We start from the raw sequence: 18,158 nt of genomic DNA, 5'->3' as shown, positions 1-18,158 counted from the left end.
CTCACACAGCCTCATCAATGTGATTCCAATTAAATCCATAAATGAATAAGTAATCAAGAATAGACATATTGGGTATAAATTCCTTCCAAAGCTGCTTGTAGGTAATAGGGTGATAGTTAGTGTACTGAAGGGTTACCCCATTATCTGAGAAATGCTGCTCGATCTGATAAGCTCTGGCACCGTTTCCAGAAATATACGTTTTACCTCCGACCGCAAGGCAAATATCTATTACCCTTTGCTCTTTTATCGTGAGCAGCTTCATATCAGAACTACGATAATATTTTGGCCGTAGGCCAAAACCTGTACATATCCATTGGTTTATAGCGATATTCATTTCTGCAAGATTATCGTAGTGAGCCATCAGCAGTTCTCTGAACATCGGAAATATCTCCCGAAATGCGGGTGCTTTCATATAGTTCATCTGTATTGTTTTTAGATGCTTTTCCTTCCAGTTTAGTTCATCTTTTGTACGGACTTGGGTAATAGGGTCTCCGAACTTATACTCTACCGGTATCTTTAAACGGTGTTCCCCTTGAGGGGTTTTTATCCGGTTCCAGTGATGCATATTATCATTAGAAAACTGTGCATCATCTAAAAATACAAATACATCTGAGCAGGATATCTTATAAAAATAACCTATATATGGTATATAATCAGGTTGGTGTATAGAAACAATCATAGTATCACTCCTCGTATAAATCATGCATGAGGTTTCTGTCTCTGAAAAACACTATTACCTTCAAACCTTGCCGGCCTATAGTCTTCTCCAGGGCGCTTGGCTAAAAAGACTACATATATCGTTTTCAAAATGATTTTAAAGTCCAGCCAAAGAGAAAAATTATCTACATAGTATATGTCATATTCAAACTTCTTCTCCCAAGTCGGAGTATTCCATTCATTAACCGCTTCCCAGCCTGATATTCCCGGCAGTGCATCTTGTCGACGCAGCTGGTATTTATTAAACTTTTCAACATCAGATGGCAGTACGGGTCTTGGTCCAATCAACGACATTTCGCCTTTTAGGATGTTTATTACTTGAGGTATTTCATCGATATTAGTTTTTCTTATAACCTTTCCCCAAGTCTTCAATCGCTTGTGATCTGGCAGCAGTTCACCATTCTCATCACGTTCATTTGTCATGCTTCTTAACTTGTATATAGTAAACAGCTTACATTTATATCCCACGCGAACCTGTTTAAAAAAGGCCGGACTCTCGGAAGAATATAATTTCACGATCACTATTGCTATAAGTAGAACTGGTGAAGTACCTATGAACAAGAGTATCGAAAAACAAATATCAAATAACCGTTTCAGCATTCTTTGTATTTTTTTATCTTCCATGTATACCTCACTTTAAAGCCCTCTCCTAAAAACACATTCAAAGGCTTCCGCATAGATCATCCCTGCCTGCCCGCCGCGATAAGCAGCTAATCCTTTTATAGCTTCTTGACTGCGTGGATGAGGGTAAGCTCTCATAACATCCCTGTACTGTATAAGTGCCTCAATCTTCTTATTTACACCTTTCTCGTCTACCTCAATAAAAGTATTGGGAGTAAACTTGCGTATAGCCTCATTCAATCCCCATTCTGTGGCAGACGGTACTTCCATAAACAACAGTTCTCTAATAGGACAGACGTCGCTTTTTCTTTGAAATAGCCTTACGGCTGCTTGACAGGCAAGAGAAGTATGGACATGATCATTATTTAGATCAGAGGGGTGATGAGTGAAGACAATTTCTGCTTCTGTCTCAATAATTGCTGACTCAATAAATTGGACTAATTTTAGATGTGGTACTATGTTAAATTCTATATTGGGGAAATCTCCTGTAATAACTCCTTTAACCCCTAAAATACTGCTAGAACTATTAATATCTTTATGAAGTTCGTCTATTCTAGGCCGATGATCCCGTGCACTAACTTCTCCCGACAAAATACAGACAGTTATTTTATGACCAATTTGGGCAAGCTTGTATATTGTCGCCCCAGCTCCTAAAACCTCATCATCAGGATGAGCAACAACAACCAAATATCTCATGTTCTCTCCCTCGTTTTTTCTCTACATCCAACTAACCGTTAGTTGCAAATATATTAAAGTGTATCGCTATCACATCCTTGAAATAAGCTCAACATAACTTTAAATGTGCTTCTATAGATCCATGTCAAAGGCGATATAATATAATAAATAAAATATAGCTTTTCAGGCAACGGAAGAAGCTCTAGATCTTCGACTGACGGTGAAAAAACGCATGAAATAAAAGATAGTTTATTCTGAGTTCTAAGCAGGCTACATTCATATAGTTTTTGCCTATAGAATAGTTGACACTTTTCTATCAGAGGTTTCGTATTACTCGGCTGATTATCTTCATCTGTTATTAAATGTAGAGCCATGTTTGCCAGGCAATGTGCTCTCGTATCCATCCTAGCTGATTGAGTAACATCGTCGGGAAGAGGCGTTCCAAAGAACGTCCTTACTAAAATAAGTGTCTGATTAACTACAGTTCTTAACTCAAGATGGTTGGCTAACTGATATAACTTATCCCAGCAAAAATCTCCTTTTCTGATCATTGTGTCAATATCGAGTAACCATTTAAGCCGGAACCAACCGTGAGCTGCACCATGAATGACTAAATACAGAAGAAGTGATTCTCTCCCAAAAATTTTTACTGAGTAGTCTAACATTCGCACTAGTTGCATATTGCCCCTGATGATATCTTGTGGTAAATCCATACAGTGACAATTCAAACGCCAGTGAAGTTCCACACATATCCCTAGGTGATGATTTTGATACTCCAAATGCTTGTTGAATTTCATCCATCTCTTTAAGGAAAATGCACCGTTTAGTGATTGGTTACAAACATATCCTTTTCTTTCTAGTATTTTCATTGATCTATCAACATCAACTGGACTTATCAATATATCTAAATCCCTTGACGTCCTAAGTGTAATATCGCCAAAAAGCTGGTATGCAAGGGGAAATCCCTTAATGGGTACCGCAGTAATTCCGCCTTCATCAAAAGATTTTAATAGTGTTTGAAATTCCGTTAGCATTTTTAGAGTTTTGTAAATGTTCTCTTTATCAAATTGACTTAAGTTTGTCATTACGTCGTCAGGTACTCCAGGATGTGCTAACTTTTTAAAATATCGATAAACGATAGGATATAGCCTGTGACGTAATACTAAACGAGTAAAGTCAGGCCAATTAACGTTACCACTAATTAACAATTTTATCTGTCTACGATTAGCGTCCCTCGTCTCTATATTAGAACATAGTAATATTAACCTTAGTTCAGGAGACAATTTTTTATAGATCTCACTCCAACTAGTTCGCAATAGATTCTCTCCTTTGTATCACTATACCCTGGGTTTATCGTAACATTCCTGCTGCCGTCTGGTAGGATCGAGCGTAGCCGTTGCTTTCGCCGTCTTTTGTTGTTGCTTGGTTGCACGTTGAGTCATTATTAGATAAAATCGCCACTGAATACATCGGTACCATTTTTCGAATAATCCCCATTAACTCATTATTATTCACCGCCCTCCTCAGGGCTATAATTCCTTGACTGAATTGCACTTCATCAACAGCTTTTATATTGGCGACAAAAATTTTCTCATGTTTGGTTGCATTAGTGCCTTCATCGGCAGTAAGCAGCTCTTCAAACAACTTTTCGCCTGGCCTTATTCCGGTATACTCTACGGCTATGTCTATAGACGGTATCAACCCTGAAAGTTCTATCAGGTCACGGGCTAAATCGACAATTTTAACCGGTTTGCCCATATCCAGAACAAAGACTTCTCCGCCCTTGGCCATTGAGCCGGCTTGTAGTATTAGTTGTACGGCTTCGGGAATAGTCATGAAGTAGCGTCTCATGTCCGGGTGAGTAATGGTAATTGGTCCCCCTGCGGCTATTTGCTTTTTAAAAAGCGGTATTACGCTGCCGCGGCTGCCAAGTACATTGCCAAAACGAACGGCAACGAATTTTGTATTACTGCAATGATTGATACTTTGAATCACTAATTCGGCCACTCTTTTGGTAGCCCCCATGACACTGGTCGGGTTGACTGCTTTGTCTGTTGAAACCATGACAAAGACTTCTGCCCCGAACTTGTCTGCTGCTTCAGCCAGCACTTTCGTGCCAAAGATGTTATTGCGCACAGCCTCTTTCGGTTGCATTTCCATAAGCGGTACGTGTTTGTGGGCTGCAGCATGAAAAACGACTTGCGGCGTGTTACTGGAGAAAACTTCGTCCATTCTCTCCTTGTCACGTATGTCAGCAATAATGGGCCGAATGTCTAGTTGAGGAAATTTTGTGCCCAATTCCCTGTCAATTTCGTAAATGCTATTTTCCCCTTTACCAAGGAGGCACAGGCAACCCGGCGACAGCTTTGCAATTTGACGGCATAGCTCCGAGCCGATTGATCCCCCGGCACCTGTTACCAGTACCTTTTTGCCGGTAATATATCCGGCAATCTCGTCCAGATTCAGTCGGACAGGTTCCCGTTTTAGCAAATCCTCTACGTCAACATCCCGCAGCTGCTGGATCGTGACTTTGCCATCAAGTAGTTCATATATTCCCGGCAGGGTTTTAACCGCACAGCCGGTATCTTTGCATTCTTGCACGATATCCCGCACTATGTTGCCACCGGCGGAAGGTAAGGCAATAATAATTTCTTGCACCTGAAAATCATTCACAAATCGTCTGATCGTTGACCGCCCTCCGAGTATTTTTATCCCGAACATCATTTTGTTTTGCTTATATGGGTCATCATCAACAAAGCCCACCAACTTTTTGCTTTCGTGATATCGCTGTTTAATTTCTCTGGCAATCATAGCTCCGGCATCACCGGCGCCGACAATTAATACATTACAACACATCTTTTCGCTGCGCTTATGACGCAGATAAAAAAGGATTCTCAGGCATAAGCGGGAAAACCCAATTACAAAGATCGTAAAAATCCAACTAATAAAATGAATGCTTCTCGGTATAACAGGACCTACAAAAGCTGTATATACCGCAAGGATAATCGAACTTACAGTTACTGCCGACCCAATCGCAAATAATTCATTAATACTGGCATAACGCCATAAACGGTGATATAAGCCAAAACTATAGAAACACAGCAGGCGAACTGTAATAATTACCGGCAGAATTGAACATAGTATGTTAAAATAAGGCTCCATATCGGCCATTTCTTCGAAGCGTATGATCAGTGCCAGCAGCGGTACTATACTAACTATTGCTATATCAATCAATACCAACAAAACCAAGCGCATGTTGCGTCGCATTCCAGCATCTCCCATAAAAGTTAATTTGCTGTTTTAGCAATATTTTCATAATAGTGATAGTAGGCCCGCTGCTCACTGTATAATTCAGAACGGTTAATAATTAAGCCCAGAAGATTACCGTTAGCCTCTTCCAAATGAGCCTTTGCTCTTTGCAACATTTCGGGTCTTACTTTCCCAATGCTTACCACCAGCAAAATTCCATCGGCCTTTGATCCGAGTATGCAGGCATCGGTAACCGGCAGTACCGGCGGACTGTCAATAAGCAAGTAGTCTGACCGGTTGCACAGCAAGGATAGTATTTCCGTCAATTGATTGGAATCCAGCAATTCAGCAGGGTTTGCCGGTATAGGCCCGCTGGTAACCAACTGGAGATTATGAATGCCTGTGTCTTGCACGATATTATTGATGGAACATGGTTGATCAAAAAAATTTGTTAACCCAATATTAGGTTTTACAAAAAGCTTGTGTTGACTGGGATTGCGTAAATCACAGTCCAATATTATTACCTTTTTCCCGGTCTGGGCTAAAGTAATGGCTGTATTGATAACAACCATGGACTTTCCTTCTCCCGCTCCGGCACTTGTAAACAACAGGGACTTGGTATTGGCATATAACTTGGAATATAAAATTTTTGTTCTTATGACTCGAAAGGCTTCTTTAGTAAGAGATGTTTGGTCAATCACATTATTTAGATACAATTGGCTTTTCAATGATCTCACCTCCAATCATCTCAATTTAATGCTTTCTACGGAAGAATAATTTACGGATTTTATGCCAAAGGAGTTCTTTCTTAGTTACCGGTTTTGCAAAATCCGGGATAATTCCAATAACAGGTAAACTTAACAACTCCATAGCCTCTTGTTCATTACGAATTGTCCAGTTTGTTAATTCTAAGAAAAGTGCTACTGTTGTACCGGCAAATAATCCTATCAACGCACCGATAAATGCATTGATTACTATGTTAGGTTTAATCGGCACTTGGGGAACAATCGCAGGATCAAGGACTTTTACATCAGAGGGGCGCATAACCTCATTAATTCGTGCTTCTTCGTAGCGTTTGTCTAACATGATATAGATCTCTTGAGCAACCTGTGCCTCTCGCATTAAACGGGTTATTCCCTGTTCCTTGGCTGGTAACGCTGACAGTTCTTTATCACTGGCGGCGATGATACTGTCAAGCGCACTTCTTTGCGCCGTTGTGGCGGCAACTTCTGCTTCAGCGGTAATTTTTCCCTGCAGCAAATTCTGATGAATGGCGTTGCCGGAAGCAGCATCAGCGTTAACAACCAGGGCGGCTTCGTTTTTCAATTTTGCTTTAACTTCCTCAATAGCTGCTCTGAGAGAGATTACCTTAGGATGACTTTCAGAATACTTAGGCAAGGTACTTACTAATTCCACTTCCAGATCCGCCAATTTAGACTTGTACTGTTGAATAAGTGGATTATCGGCAATAAAACCTGGTTTTTCTCCCGCTAACTGGTTATCGATACTGCTCAACTTTGCCTGCGCGGCCATTAAATTGACTCGGTTCTCTGCTTTAAGTTTATCAATGCCGATCATTTTATCCAGCATCGCCTTAGACTGTACATCGGGAGCAACCATCTTTTGTGTCCGCTTATATTGTTCCAAAGCACTTTCCGCTTTTTCCAGTTCCTGCTTTGATTCCTGCAAGCGCTGGCCGATGAACTCTCGCACCGCTCCTTGCTCAGCCGTAAGTAAGGAAATAAGGGAATCACTAAGAGCATTGGCTATTAACTGTGCTTCATCCGGAGTCCTGGCTTGGACCCTTACGTACAACATATCGGCGGTTTTCGAGGGTTGTACATTGATACGACCTACCAGTTGTTCATATTGGGGTACAACGTTCTCATTCGCATAGACCCGATCAATTGCCGGTTGCACTACCGTACGGCTTTTAAGCATTTCGGCATAATTGGCCAGGTTTTGTCTGCTGTCAGCCGTTGAAGCTCCCGGCATATCTGACAAGAGTGAGGTTGCAAGTCCTCTCGGTACTTTAACCCTCAGACTTGTTACCGCTTCATAGGTTGGTGGAACCATTAAATTAATAAGTATCGCTGCCAGGAGACCTACCAAACTAATCACCAGGATTAGCCAAAACCTTTTTTTTACAATCGCAGCACAATCTTGCAGATTGATTGTTTTCTGAATCATACTAGAAATCCTCCGTTATTTTTTCAGCGTTGTCCCTACCTTCTAATCATTGTCGGCAATCTGTGCAGCAAGATACATAAACGGGAGTATATCCCGGCTAATATCGATCCGCCCGTTAGGTGCAAGGTATACCGTATCGCCATCATGTAAGAGATAATTTTGCGACATGTCGCCATCGCGCAGCAACTTAAGAAGATTAACCGCTACCGGTTTAGTGGTGCTATCTTTACGAATAATAAAAACTTTCTTTTTCAGGGCATCCTTGGTATAACCGCCGGCGGCACCTATGGCGTCAATTAACGTATGTTGCTTCTCCAGTTCATAGAGTCCGGGCTTGGCAACCTCGCCCAATACGTAAATGCGGGTAGTACGGAATTTTAAAACGTTAATGGTTACCTGCGGGTCTTTCGTATAGCGACTGATGCCTGCGGTAATAACCTTAGTTAACTGGCCGGGAGAAAGTCCACCGGCCTGTACCTCGCCGACTATTGGAAAGGCAATTTTGCCGTCATTCCTAACAGTCAAGTCTTTCACCTGCAATTCGTCAAACCCCAGTACACCGATGGCTATCACATCGCCCGGTCCAAGAAGATAATCTTCGGCATAAGTAATATTGACAATGCTCAGCAGCATGACCAGAACCAGGATGACACCTACCAATTTTTTCATTAACAACCTCCGTGTCCTTTATTTACAGCGGCAACCGTTTGGTAAATATTGTTAATACAGATCTTAATTATACTCTACAGACTTTTGCAAACAAGTGATTTTTGTATGAATTGCGTTTATACGTTCATTAGTTGATTATCCTAATTTAAAATATTTTTTTACAATCAGCACGAATATGTAGTCCGGCTATACTCCTAAGTACCGGACTATATTGCCTGCTAATCGGAATTTCACGGTCATAACCGGCAACCTTGGCAACCATAGTATTATTTTCTGCGGGAACCATTTCTAACAAATAATTGGGGTTGAGAGCAAAACTACGGTGGCAACGTATTAGCTGGCTTTGGCCAATCTTATCAATAAAGGCGTTTAATGTATCGTTACTTTTATAAAGCTTGTTCTCAACCGCAACAGTTACTTTCCGCTGTCCTTTTTGCATAAAACAGCAGGCAATTTTAGCGGCATTTATCAATACGATCCGCTCATTTTCCCACAGCGTTATCCGTTCCGATTTTTTTCTAAGTGCATATTGATGTACCATCTCTTCTGTCTTATTTGCTATTGGATTGCCATGGGCAGCTTTAGTTTCGTTGTTGGCCGATATGGCAGGGATACGCAACTCTTTAATTCGCTTTCCATTAGGTTGCGCACTCGTTAAGACAAAAACAACACCGTTATCTGAAGTTCGTCCGATTGCCGTATTCACTACCTTTAGCCTTTCTTTGTCACTAGCATCATTGTTTAAGAACATGGCATTCGCTTTCATTTCTCTTATTTGAGCCATAGCTTCAGATAAGTTAAGAAATCTGCCGGCAACCTCCACATTTGGGCCGAACACGCACGCCAGTTCCTCCAACGAACAATGCTCATTATTAACTAAAATGACTTTCACCATCTCTCCATCCTCCTAGAAAGCGGGTTTTACTCTAGCCATAGCACGACTAGTCCAACACACTGTGATGAGACAAAGGCTCAAACTATCAAAGGAATCCATAGCATATTGTCCGGAGATAAACATGGAAGAATGTAGACTTAAAGTAAAGTCAATTCTTATTAATAATTTTTATATTTTTGCCTTAACAACTATAATCAGTATCGCAAAGTTAAGCGCATTCCGTGTTTTCTAGGACCTTTGACCTATTTTTTATTCATTATACCAGACAGAATTTACCAAACAAGCCATTTTGTGTAAGTTGCGTTTATCCGTTCACGAGTAGCCCCTTTACTTACATCACCGAGGTATAAAATATAAATCAAACGATCAATCACTCAAAGAGCAAAGATTTTTATTGGCAATAACTGTAAATTCAGCCGGCAATGTTTATTCTACTACAGGGTCAATTATTTTCAACAATTTTATTGTTACTATCTTCGACACGCTATAGCTGGTATCGCAAGATAAATAACATTCGGGACTTTAGACCTATGTAATTCTACGCAATACTTGTTGAACCACATTATTAAATGTCAGTATTTTTATCTGTTCACAGAAAAAGTACATTTGTCACTGTTGGATCGTCATAAAAATTTTTTTGTATATATTAAGGAGAATTTTTGGAACATAAAGCAATAAAATAGGCACTATCGTTTCTCAACAAATAGTGTCTGTTTTTTATCAAGCCATAAACTAATATATAGCTTATATTGTCTTCTATTTTTAATCTTTCTAATTCTTTACAATTAAAGCGTTTAAAACAAGAAAAAGACTGTCTGAGACATCCCTTCCGGTTCATTTCTTATGCAAAATGAGCAATTTTGGGTACAACGGTAGTCATATTAATATATAAAGCATTGCCAAGCTCGTAAGTAATCGTCACTGAACTTTCCTCCGCCCGAAAAACTATATACCTTCTCCGTCTACGCCTTGATATGAAAGCCAGCGCAATCCCCGTATTGCCGCTGGTGGGTTCAATAATTACCGTATCCTTATTGATAAGCCCTTTTTCTTCAGCATCTTTAATCATGCTAAAACCAATACGATCCTTAATACTCCCGCCTGGATTAAAAGACTCTAATTTATAATGTCTGCCATTGGTACTCCCCGCGTCACCAAGAAAATAAAAAGACTAAGGCACATCCTCACGGAAATACCTTAGCCTTCAGTCTTTCTGATCAGCTAATATCATTTACTATATTAACACCTATAATTATACTTATCAGGAAATATTTGTCAATCTAAAAATTTCTTTACACACTGATTTGCCTACGCGGCAATTTTGTCATTTGATTAACCGTATAACGAAGGCCACTTTCGACGGTATCGCAGTATTCTGAAATAAATATTCCCTTTCTCCCTAACTGTTCTTTGGCATGATAACCGATGCGCATGGTCAATATGGCCTGACAATCTTGCAAGGCCTCCAAAATTTTATCCCGCTTAACGAAATCGTCAACGATTTCTTTGGCATATGGGGCGTTAATCGAGTTGGCAATCAAACCGCCCAGCAGTGCGCCACCTGAATTAGAGTATTTTTTTATGCCTTTAAACAAATTATTGGCCGCATAAATAGCCATAAAATCAGCCAAAGATACGGTAAATACGTGCTCGGCAATCCCTTTACGAATAGGGACGGCAAAGCCACCGCAAACCACGTCACCTAACACATCATAGATAACAACGTCAAGCTCCAATTCATCATATACCTTTAATAAAGCCTTTAAAAATAACATCTTCCGGCTGAACTTTATTTTTCTCCCGCAGCGTATCAAGCACGGTGGGAATATAAGTGCCGCCCCTTAGCGTATTCGTAGAATCCGCTTTGGGGTCGCAGCCAAACTGCATGACTTTATAACCTAGCTTTGATAAGGATGCACTAATGTTGGATGTTGTCGTTGATTTGCCAATACCACCTTTACCATAGATTGCAATTTGTTTAATTTTTTTGCCCATATAAATACCCCTCCCGGATTGTTTAGAAAACCAAAAAGGCCAGAACGACAGTCCCCCGGGAACTGTTATTCTGACCTTCGGCTCATACCAATCAGTCTATTGAATTTTAAACTTATTTTTTATTATAGCGAGCAATTACCAAAAAAACAAGATTATAAAAAAAATGTTTTTGCGTATTTATTTCCTTCCTTGACAATTGTCTTTCTGAATGGTAGCTTATAAATATATATTACTGGTTTTCATTTAGCTGATCAGAAGGCCTGAAGGCTAAAGTACTGTCTTTTCCGGACGTACTTTAGCCTTTTCGTGCATCTTTATTTGCGCTCCGGCATTTTGAATTCACTTATTTTTTACGAATAGGGTGATACTATGACCAATAAATTTGATACTGTAATTACCCGCCAAAACAGTGGCAGCACAAAATGGGATGATGCCGCAACCCTCTTTGGTTCAACGGATGTACTCCCATTCTGGGTTGCCGACATGGATTTTCCCTCTCCACCCGCCATTACCGAGGCACTCGCTGCCCGGGTCCGGCATGGTATTTTCGGTTATCCTTCTCCCCATTCCTATGCGTATGATGCCGTTGTAAGCTGGATGGAAAAACGCCATAACTGGCAAACCAAGCCAGCTTGGATGGTAAGCACTCCGGGAGTTGTAACGGCTATAACGTTAGCGGTTCAAACTTTTACCAAAGCTGGTGATAAAATAATTATCCAGCCTCCGGTTTATCCCCCTTTCTTTGCCAGCGTACAAAATCAGAATCGTACTGTCATAGAAAATCCTTTGTTCTATAAAGACGGCAGCTATCATATGGATTTTGACGACTTAGCGGTCAAAGCCCGTGAAGCTAAAATGCTGATTTTGTGCAGTCCTCACAACCCTGTCGGCCGGGTTTGGTCGCGCCCGGAGCTGGCCAAATTGCTAGAAATCTGCCTGGAAAACAACGTTCTGGTTTTGACAGATGAAATACACGGAGATTTGGTATATACCGGCCATCAGCATATACCGCTGGCTTCCCTGGAAACTGGCACGGAAGACAAAATAATCACACTGACCGCTCCCAGCAAAACCTTTAACACGGCTGGTCTCTATACCTCAATTGCCATTATTGCGGACAGTGAGCTGCGCAGACAATTTTCTCAAACTATCCAAAAATTAGGTATAAATAAAAGCAATGTATTCGGCATTACCGCGCTGGAAGCAGCTTACCGCCATGGTGCTCCCTGGCTTGATGAGCTGTTAATCTATCTGGAGGGAAACGCTGAGTACCTGACAGAATTTATTAGCGACAATATTCCCGCGCTTAAAGTTAATAAACCGCAAGGCACCTATTTGGCCTGGCTGGATTGCCGCAACTTAAACCTTTCCCAGCAGGAGCTCGTCCAATTCTTTGCCAAAAAAGCCAAGGTAGGTCTTAATGACGGCATAACCTTTGGTCGGCAGGGCACTGGCTTTATGCGGCTCAATTTTGGCTGCCCGCGCCCGTTGTTAGCAGAAGGGCTACAACGAATCGCCTTAGCAGTTAAACAGCTAAGATAAATTGCTGCCGTTCCCTTGTTTCCTTGAAAGCAAATAAAATGCTCTTTACAAATCTTTGAAACCTTGGTAAACTATGAATTAAATTTAATATAAATGCTGATTAGACAAACTAAAGGCCTTAAAGCGACACCTGTCGCTTTTGGGTCTTTGCTTATTTTAAGGGGGAAACTATACCATGAAACAACATGAATGGATAATCAGTCAAGACCGCAAGCTTTCCGCCATGGTCCAGGCCCATAACTTTACTGTGACGCAAACTCCCACACTGAGCTAGTCTCCATTATTACCGAATGGTTACTAAAACAAAAAAAGAACTAATTATCCCGCACAGCAACTATTAATGAAAAACAAAGGAGAGCTTACCAAAATTCAAGCTAGGTAAGCTCTCCTTTGTTTTCTATGCTTTTTCCATCACAGCTTCCACTATCAACATTATTGGCAGACAACCGGCAGCAACGTTCCCGCTTCCAGGCGGAAAGGTTGATCCGCTTGTGCTGCCAGACCTACATCATGAGTAACAATGACCACCCCAGCCCCGTTTTGGCGCGCTTGCAGCAGGCATTGGGCAACTTCCTCGGCTAAAGCCGGGTCCAAATCATTGGTTGGTTCATCGGCCAATAAAATAGAAGGCTTTAACAACAGCGCCCTGGCAAGAGAAATTCGCCACAACTGGCCGAGGCTCAGCTCCTGGGGTTTATAGTATAGACGGTGAGACAAGCCGAATTGCTCTAATAGATCTTTTGCCTGTTGCTCCACATTTTCCCCCTTGCGAATAAACCAGGCCGGTGCCATGACATTTTCCAGCGCAGTCAACGAGTTAATCAAACGGGCTCTCTGAAAAACAAAGCTCAAATACTGACCACGCAGTTTAGCCAGTCTGCGGGAATCTAAATGATCAATCTCCTGGCCTTCAATCAATATTTGCCCTGAGGTTGCTGTTTGTAATAATCCCATGATCGATAACAGCGTCGTTTTACCACCCCCGGAATGCCCAACGATTGCTATTGCCGTTCCCCGGTTCAGCGTAAACCAAATATTAGATAAAATAGCATCGTCGCCATAGCTTTTGCTAATACTTTGCCATTCCAGCAGATTACTCATATTTTTCCCTCTTTCTTAATCAAATTCGCCTCTGGTCATAACCACACTGGGATCAATATGACTGCCTCGATAAGCCGGCAACCAGGCAGCCAAGGCATCCGACGTATTGACAGAATACCAGCTTAACCAGCCAAAACGCTTCTATAATATTAATGATGCTGCCTATGCCCTCGCTTTTAGCAAGTTTTTAGTAAATGAACTTGGTTATTTCCCCATCCACCAGTTTATCACCGAAGATGTACCGGAAGAATACCGGGGAACGATTGAAAACTACTTTAAGAGCTTAGTCCCGCGATTTCTTCCGAGATCACCTTCGCGCAGGACAGCGGCATAATCGAGGAAAAAATCCGTTCCGGGAAACCGGTAACCACTCCCCTCTTACTCGCCAGCTCCTGGGAGGTTGATGTTGCCAAGGATATCCCCGGCCTGCATCTGAGTGTCACGTTACCGATTATTGACCGCCTGATTCTCCATCACACTTGCATAGGCTACAACGGCGGTCTCAATCTTGTGGAAGACATTTATTCCACACTGCTGGCCAAACACCGGGACTAAACCGCATTTGGCCTTTTTTATTTTTGCCTATAGCCTATAACAATTTAATAATTTTGGAGGAAAAAGCATGCATTCAATTGAGCTCAAAGACATTGGTTTGCAATATGGGCAACAGGTTGTATTAAGCAACATTAATTTAGAAATCACTGCCGGTGATTTTATCTGCTTAATCGGGCCGTCCGGTTCCGGCAAAAGCTCTCTGTTACGTCTAATAGCCGGTCTATCGGAACCGACAACCGGGTCCATCTATATTGACGATAAGAAAATTACCGGCCCCGGCTTGGACCGCAGCGTGGTCTTTCAGGAATACAGTCTGTTCCCCTGGATGAGCATAGGGGATAACATCGTGTTAGGGTTAGAACAGGCTTTTCCGGACAAACCCCAAAAAACGTTAAAAGAATTAGCGATTGAATACCTAAACTTGGTGGGACTGCCTGATGTTTATGAAAAACTTCCTTCTCAACTCTCAGGCGGTATGCGGCAACGCGCCGCCATTGCCAGATCATTCTCCATGGACCCGCCGATTTTACTAATGGATGAGCCCTTTGGCGCCTTGGATGCCGTCACCAGAGCCCTCCTGCAAGACTTAGTTTCCGTTCTATGGAAGCAGCGCAAGGATCAGCAAAAGACAATTGTTTTTGTTACCCATGACGTTGACGAGGCCCAAACTACACGAGGAGGAAATCTTATGAAAAAAAAATCAAGTATCGTAGCTATTGTGTTACTGCTCATTGTTGCTTCCATCATGTTTAGTGGCTGCGGCAGCAAACAGCAGGCAACAACAGATCAACCGAAACCATTAAAGAAAATAACGGTTGGCTACAGTCCTGCCGGCGGCAGCAGTTTGCTGACCTTTATCGCTTTAGACCAGGGTTATTTTAAAGAAGCCGGCATAGAGGTGGAATTACTTCCCTTTACCAGCACGGCTGACGGGCTCAATGCGTTAAACAGTGGAAAAATCGATTTGGGAATCGGTTTCGGCACGGCCGGCCCCTTAACCTTAGATAATAACGGCGCCGATTTGGTCATCATCGGCGGGTCACTGGCCGGCGGCCATCCCATCATTGCCACCCAGGAAAAAGCGTCTCAGTTTAAATCAATTGAAGATTACAGAGGAAAAACCGTCGCTTCACCCCGGTTATACACGGCGGACATTGTCTTCCGCGGCGCGCTGGCCAAAGCCGGTATTGACAGCAAAAAGGATGTAAGTTGCTAAAGGAAGATCCGCAGCGTTTTCAGGCATTTTTGGAAGGAATTATCCGCTCTGAAAAGATAAAAGCAGAAAATCCGGAGTTAGCGGTAAAAATCAACAATAAATATCTCAAATTAGATGAAGCTGTAATCCGTGACTTTACGTTAGAGCCGCACTCCATTAACAGTTCTGACCCCAATCGCAAGGGAGTAATCAGAACCTTTGAGGAAATGGCCGCTATGGGTTACTTGCAGCCGCAAATAAATCCTGCCGATTATATCAACATTGAATTATATCAAAATGCACTGGCTAAAGTGTTAAAAACCTATCCGGACGATGCCTTTTTCAAAGGGCTGGAAAAAAGATTTGCCGAGCAAAATCTAAATTAACATATTGCTGAGGTATGCTTCGCTGCAGCGAACATGACGAAGGGAACTACGGCGCAACCTTATGCGGACGTTGTATGATCTTCTGTACCGCAGGCGATAAGGCTATGAAAAACAGATTAGCTAAACGCCAGACTCAAGCTACACAGGAATAGAAACAGCAAAGAACCGGCGACACTTACGTCTGCCGGTTCTTTGTGTTGGAAACTATTTAATATAATTGACTACATCTTTTTTGCGGTGAGGTATGTTAACCGAATCCACCTTTTTATGGCCTAAGGCAACAGAATAAAAGGGCTTATACCTTGGCGGCAAACCCAGCTGCTGGCTAAATTGTTTCCCCGCTTCTCCCGCAAAAGCAAACAAAATCAGATTAATCCAGCATGCTCCCAAGCCGATCGATTCGGCTGCCAGCAAGATATTCTGCGTAGCGGCGGCGCAATCAGCCTCAATCGCCATGCCGTCCACCTTGCCGGAAACCAGTATCACTGTTGACGCTCCATAAAATATATTAAACTTTTCATTCTTAGCCAGCTGCTGAATATGTTCGTTGTCAATTTGCGCGGCCCCTGCCTTAGCCCTGACATTTAAATCGGCAAGCAGTTGCTGATTCTGTATTACCGTAAAATGCCAAAGCTGCTGATTGCCCGCACTAGGCGCATAAACAGCTGCTTCCAGAACGGTTTGCACTTCCTCGACAGTGACCGGCGCCTCTGTAAAGGCCCGAATGCTTCGCCGTCTTTTTATTGCTGCCAGAACATCATTGACCATCTTACCAACCTCCAATTATTTTATAGTATTCACTGCAGGTTTCCTATAGCGTCACTGAAAACTTTCAATGGCCTTCTTCGCCCACAGGGAATCTTGCAGCACTGCCCGACCAACGCCAATAAGATCGGCTTTTCCCAGGGCTAAAAGCTGTTCGGCTGCCTGGGCGTCAATAACGCCGCCGGTAACAATGACCGGCATAGCTACGACTTGTTTCACCGCCGCACTAAGCGGGGCAAAATAGCCTTGTTCGTTATTTCCCGGAATGGTATAGCCGGAAAATCCGCCAGAAATGTCCAGAATAGCAACGCCAGCCTTTGCAAATTCCTTGGCGGCAATTTGGCTGTCGGTAGCGGTGGTGCCGCCTTCTGCATAATCGCAGGCTCCCAGCCGCAACAGGATGGGAAAATCTCCGCCTACTGCAGCACGCACGGCCTTGATAGCTTCCAAATGAATTCGAATTCTTCCCAGTACATCGCCGCCATATTCATCTGTCCGCCGGTTCGTCAGCGGCGAGAAAAATTGATTGAGAAAATAACCATGGGCCGAGTGAATTTCGACACCGTCAAAACCGGCCTGCTTTACACGCCGGGCGGCTGCGCCAAATTCGGCAACAATCTCATGAATTTCCGTCTGGGAAAGTTCATGCGGAATTCCGCCTTTGCGTGGGTTTTTCACAGCGGACGGCCCGACAGGCCTGACGCCTGTAACCTCCGTGATTGCCGCGCTGCCGGCATGATTGATTTGCATTACGGCTTTAGAACCATTACGGTGAATTACGGCAGCAAGCTCTTGTAGGCCGTCAATAACACTGTCATCGGCAACGGAAAGCTGGCGTTCACTGGCCTTGCCGGCTTGCTGAATAAAGCTGTGTTCAATAATGATTAAAGAAAAATAACCGCCGGCCGACTTCTCCTGATAGTAATCCAGAATAGCCCGGCTTACCTTACCGTCTGCTTCCGCTTTGGAAGTGGCCATAGGCGGCATAATTAAGCGATTTGCCAAGCATAAGGAGCCTGCCTGTAACGGGGTTAACAAATGGCTCAAATGAAACCCTCCTTTGGTATTCGCTGCAAACTTCTTTAATGCGAATATATATTAATAGTAACCTTTATTTACCATATGGGCAAGTACGCACTTATCTGTGCCCTAGTATTCTTTATGATACCAAAAGATGGCTCTTCTATTCTGCATTACCGCCAGTATTTGCTGGCTTCCTCTGTAAGGATTTCATCAACCTTGTTGCGCTTCTTTGATATTGTCAAACGGGTCACTGGCATACCATTCCGGGCGGAACGGCAAAGGCACGTTGGCCGCTAGTTTCTTTGTCAATCCCATTGCCCGTATGAATGCATTTTGTCGCAAAACTAAGCTTTGTCTTGTCACCCATTTATTTATCACCCTCTTGAAAAAAATAAAGACTGAAGGCAAACGGATAGTAACTCCGCTTGGCCTTCAGTCTTCTGATCAACCTAACTTGCTTCAATTATACAAGAATTGGGGAGAAAGTACAATATCGGCTATCTATTTCTGCAAGTTTACGATTTGCTGTTGTTTTTCCTGACTGGTACTCTGCCGGTTTGTCCATGTAAGCCAGACAATT

17 protein-coding genes and 2 pseudogenes are annotated in these 18,158 nt (G+C 42.6%); 4 read left to right on the top strand and 15 right to left on the bottom strand.

Going from position 1 to position 18,158, the window contains the following annotated elements:
• Nucleotide 1: 1 nt before the first annotated feature.
• The 11 genes and pseudogenes from BLR65_RS20215 to BLR65_RS20165 form a co-directional block, all read right to left on the bottom strand.
• A complete protein-coding gene (locus BLR65_RS20215; protein WP_093795989.1) occupies nt 2–679 on the bottom strand; it encodes a WbqC family protein in 678 nt (225 codons plus the stop codon).
• Between the two features lie 20 nt (nt 680–699).
• Nucleotides 700–1,341, bottom strand: a complete 642-nt coding sequence (locus BLR65_RS20210) for a sugar transferase (protein WP_211285197.1) — start codon at nt 1,339–1,341, stop codon at nt 700–702.
• Nucleotides 1,342–1,353: 12 nt separating this feature from the next.
• Nucleotides 1,354–2,034, bottom strand: coding sequence for a PIG-L deacetylase family protein (locus tag BLR65_RS20205; protein ID WP_093795988.1), 681 nt, complete (start codon nt 2,032–2,034; stop codon nt 1,354–1,356).
• 53 nt (nt 2,035–2,087) lie between these two features.
• Complete coding sequence (locus BLR65_RS20200; RefSeq protein WP_176772776.1) at nt 2,088–3,221, bottom strand: nucleotidyltransferase domain-containing protein; 1,134 nt, start codon at nt 3,219–3,221, stop codon at nt 2,088–2,090.
• A 142-nt stretch (nt 3,222–3,363) separates the two neighbouring features.
• A complete protein-coding gene (locus tag BLR65_RS20195; RefSeq protein ID WP_093795986.1) occupies nt 3,364–5,280 on the bottom strand; it encodes a polysaccharide biosynthesis protein in 1,917 nt (638 codons plus the stop codon).
• Between the two features lie 20 nt (nt 5,281–5,300).
• Nucleotides 5,301–5,990 (bottom strand): CpsD/CapB family tyrosine-protein kinase, encoded by a 690-nt coding sequence (locus BLR65_RS20190; protein WP_093795985.1) that lies wholly within the window; start codon nt 5,988–5,990, stop codon nt 5,301–5,303.
• Nucleotides 5,991–6,015: 25 nt separating this feature from the next.
• The gene (locus BLR65_RS20185) at nt 6,016–7,452 is read right to left on the bottom strand and encodes a GumC family protein (RefSeq protein ID WP_093795984.1); all 1,437 of its coding nucleotides are present in this window, start codon (nt 7,450–7,452) and stop codon (nt 6,016–6,018) included.
• A gap of 42 nt (nt 7,453–7,494) precedes the next feature.
• Nucleotides 7,495–8,121, bottom strand: coding sequence for a polysaccharide biosynthesis/export family protein (locus BLR65_RS20180; protein WP_093795983.1), 627 nt, complete (start codon nt 8,119–8,121; stop codon nt 7,495–7,497).
• Between the two features lie 145 nt (nt 8,122–8,266).
• Nucleotides 8,267–9,016, bottom strand: a complete 750-nt coding sequence (locus tag BLR65_RS20175; protein ID WP_093795982.1) for a LytTR family DNA-binding domain-containing protein — start codon at nt 9,014–9,016, stop codon at nt 8,267–8,269.
• Nucleotides 9,017–9,938: 922 nt separating this feature from the next.
• A pseudogene (locus BLR65_RS31490) lies at nt 9,939–10,139 on the bottom strand (pyridoxal-phosphate dependent enzyme); the annotation flags it as partial.
• 169 nt (nt 10,140–10,308) lie between these two features.
• Nucleotides 10,309–11,011: pseudogene (locus BLR65_RS20165) on the bottom strand (nucleotide-binding protein).
• Nucleotides 11,012–11,380: 369 nt separating this feature from the next.
• On the opposite strand from BLR65_RS20165, the gene BLR65_RS20160 reads away from it, so the two are divergent.
• The gene (locus tag BLR65_RS20160) at nt 11,381–12,553 is read left to right on the top strand and encodes a MalY/PatB family protein (protein ID WP_093795981.1); all 1,173 of its coding nucleotides are present in this window, start codon (nt 11,381–11,383) and stop codon (nt 12,551–12,553) included.
• A gap of 432 nt (nt 12,554–12,985) precedes the next feature.
• Here the strand turns inward: BLR65_RS20160 and BLR65_RS20155 are convergent, their stop codons facing one another.
• The gene (locus BLR65_RS20155) at nt 12,986–13,654 is read right to left on the bottom strand and encodes an ABC transporter ATP-binding protein (RefSeq protein ID WP_093795980.1); all 669 of its coding nucleotides are present in this window, start codon (nt 13,652–13,654) and stop codon (nt 12,986–12,988) included.
• A gap of 106 nt (nt 13,655–13,760) precedes the next feature.
• Between BLR65_RS20155 and BLR65_RS31015 the strand changes: the two genes are divergently transcribed.
• The 3 genes from BLR65_RS31015 (at nt 13,761) to BLR65_RS20140 (ending at nt 15,790) form a co-directional block, all read left to right on the top strand.
• The gene (locus BLR65_RS31015) at nt 13,761–13,988 is read left to right on the top strand and encodes a hypothetical protein (RefSeq protein ID WP_245692945.1); all 228 of its coding nucleotides are present in this window, start codon (nt 13,761–13,763) and stop codon (nt 13,986–13,988) included.
• Nucleotides 13,989–14,276: 288 nt separating this feature from the next.
• Nucleotides 14,277–15,425, top strand: a complete 1,149-nt coding sequence (locus tag BLR65_RS20145; protein WP_093795979.1) for an ATP-binding cassette domain-containing protein — start codon at nt 14,277–14,279, stop codon at nt 15,423–15,425.
• Entirely contained in the window at nt 15,419–15,790 is a 372-nt protein-coding gene (locus BLR65_RS20140; RefSeq protein ID WP_093795978.1) for a substrate-binding domain-containing protein, read from the top strand. The genes BLR65_RS20145 and BLR65_RS20140 overlap by 7 nt, the downstream gene beginning before the upstream one ends.
• 204 nt (nt 15,791–15,994) lie before the next feature.
• Here the strand turns inward: BLR65_RS20140 and BLR65_RS20135 are convergent, their stop codons facing one another.
• The 3 genes from BLR65_RS20135 to BLR65_RS30545 form a co-directional block, all read right to left on the bottom strand.
• Entirely contained in the window at nt 15,995–16,558 is a 564-nt protein-coding gene (locus BLR65_RS20135; RefSeq protein ID WP_093795977.1) for a nitroreductase family protein, read from the bottom strand.
• 51 nt (nt 16,559–16,609) lie between these two features.
• Complete coding sequence (locus BLR65_RS20130) at nt 16,610–17,602, bottom strand: NADH:flavin oxidoreductase (RefSeq protein WP_093795976.1); 993 nt, start codon at nt 17,600–17,602, stop codon at nt 16,610–16,612.
• Nucleotides 17,603–17,788: 186 nt separating this feature from the next.
• Nucleotides 17,789–17,941, bottom strand: a complete 153-nt coding sequence (locus BLR65_RS30545; protein ID WP_218130651.1) for a hypothetical protein — start codon at nt 17,939–17,941, stop codon at nt 17,789–17,791.
• Between the last annotated feature and the right edge of the window lie 217 nt (nt 17,942–18,158).

Source organism: Sporomusa acidovorans (genome assembly GCF_900101845.1).
Taxonomy (GTDB): domain Bacteria; phylum Bacillota; class Negativicutes; order Sporomusales; family Sporomusaceae; genus Sporomusa; species Sporomusa acidovorans.
The sequence above is the reverse complement of the archived record's forward strand: the minus strand, read 5'-3'. Positions and strand labels throughout refer to the sequence as shown.

Coding starts and splice junctions, on each gene's coding strand:
- BLR65_RS20175 (WP_093795982.1), bottom strand. CDS start 9,016: ATGGTGAAAGTCATTTTAGTTAATAATGAGCATTGTTCGTTGGAGGAA.
- BLR65_RS20215 (WP_093795989.1), bottom strand. CDS start 679: ATGATTGTTTCTATACACCAACCTGATTATATACCATATATAGGTTAT.
- BLR65_RS20155 (WP_093795980.1), bottom strand. CDS start 13,654: ATGAGTAATCTGCTGGAATGGCAAAGTATTAGCAAAAGCTATGGCGAC.
- BLR65_RS20180 (WP_093795983.1), bottom strand. CDS start 8,121: ATGAAAAAATTGGTAGGTGTCATCCTGGTTCTGGTCATGCTGCTGAGC.
- BLR65_RS20145 (WP_093795979.1), top strand. CDS start 14,277: ATGCATTCAATTGAGCTCAAAGACATTGGTTTGCAATATGGGCAACAG.
- BLR65_RS20210 (WP_211285197.1), bottom strand. CDS start 1,341: ATGGAAGATAAAAAAATACAAAGAATGCTGAAACGGTTATTTGATATT.
- BLR65_RS20135 (WP_093795977.1), bottom strand. CDS start 16,558: ATGGTCAATGATGTTCTGGCAGCAATAAAAAGACGGCGAAGCATTCGG.
- BLR65_RS20185 (WP_093795984.1), bottom strand. CDS start 7,452: ATGATTCAGAAAACAATCAATCTGCAAGATTGTGCTGCGATTGTAAAA.
- BLR65_RS20205 (WP_093795988.1), bottom strand. CDS start 2,034: ATGAGATATTTGGTTGTTGTTGCTCATCCTGATGATGAGGTTTTAGGA.
- BLR65_RS20195 (WP_093795986.1), bottom strand. CDS start 5,280: ATGCGACGCAACATGCGCTTGGTTTTGTTGGTATTGATTGATATAGCA.
- BLR65_RS20160 (WP_093795981.1), top strand. CDS start 11,381: ATGACCAATAAATTTGATACTGTAATTACCCGCCAAAACAGTGGCAGC.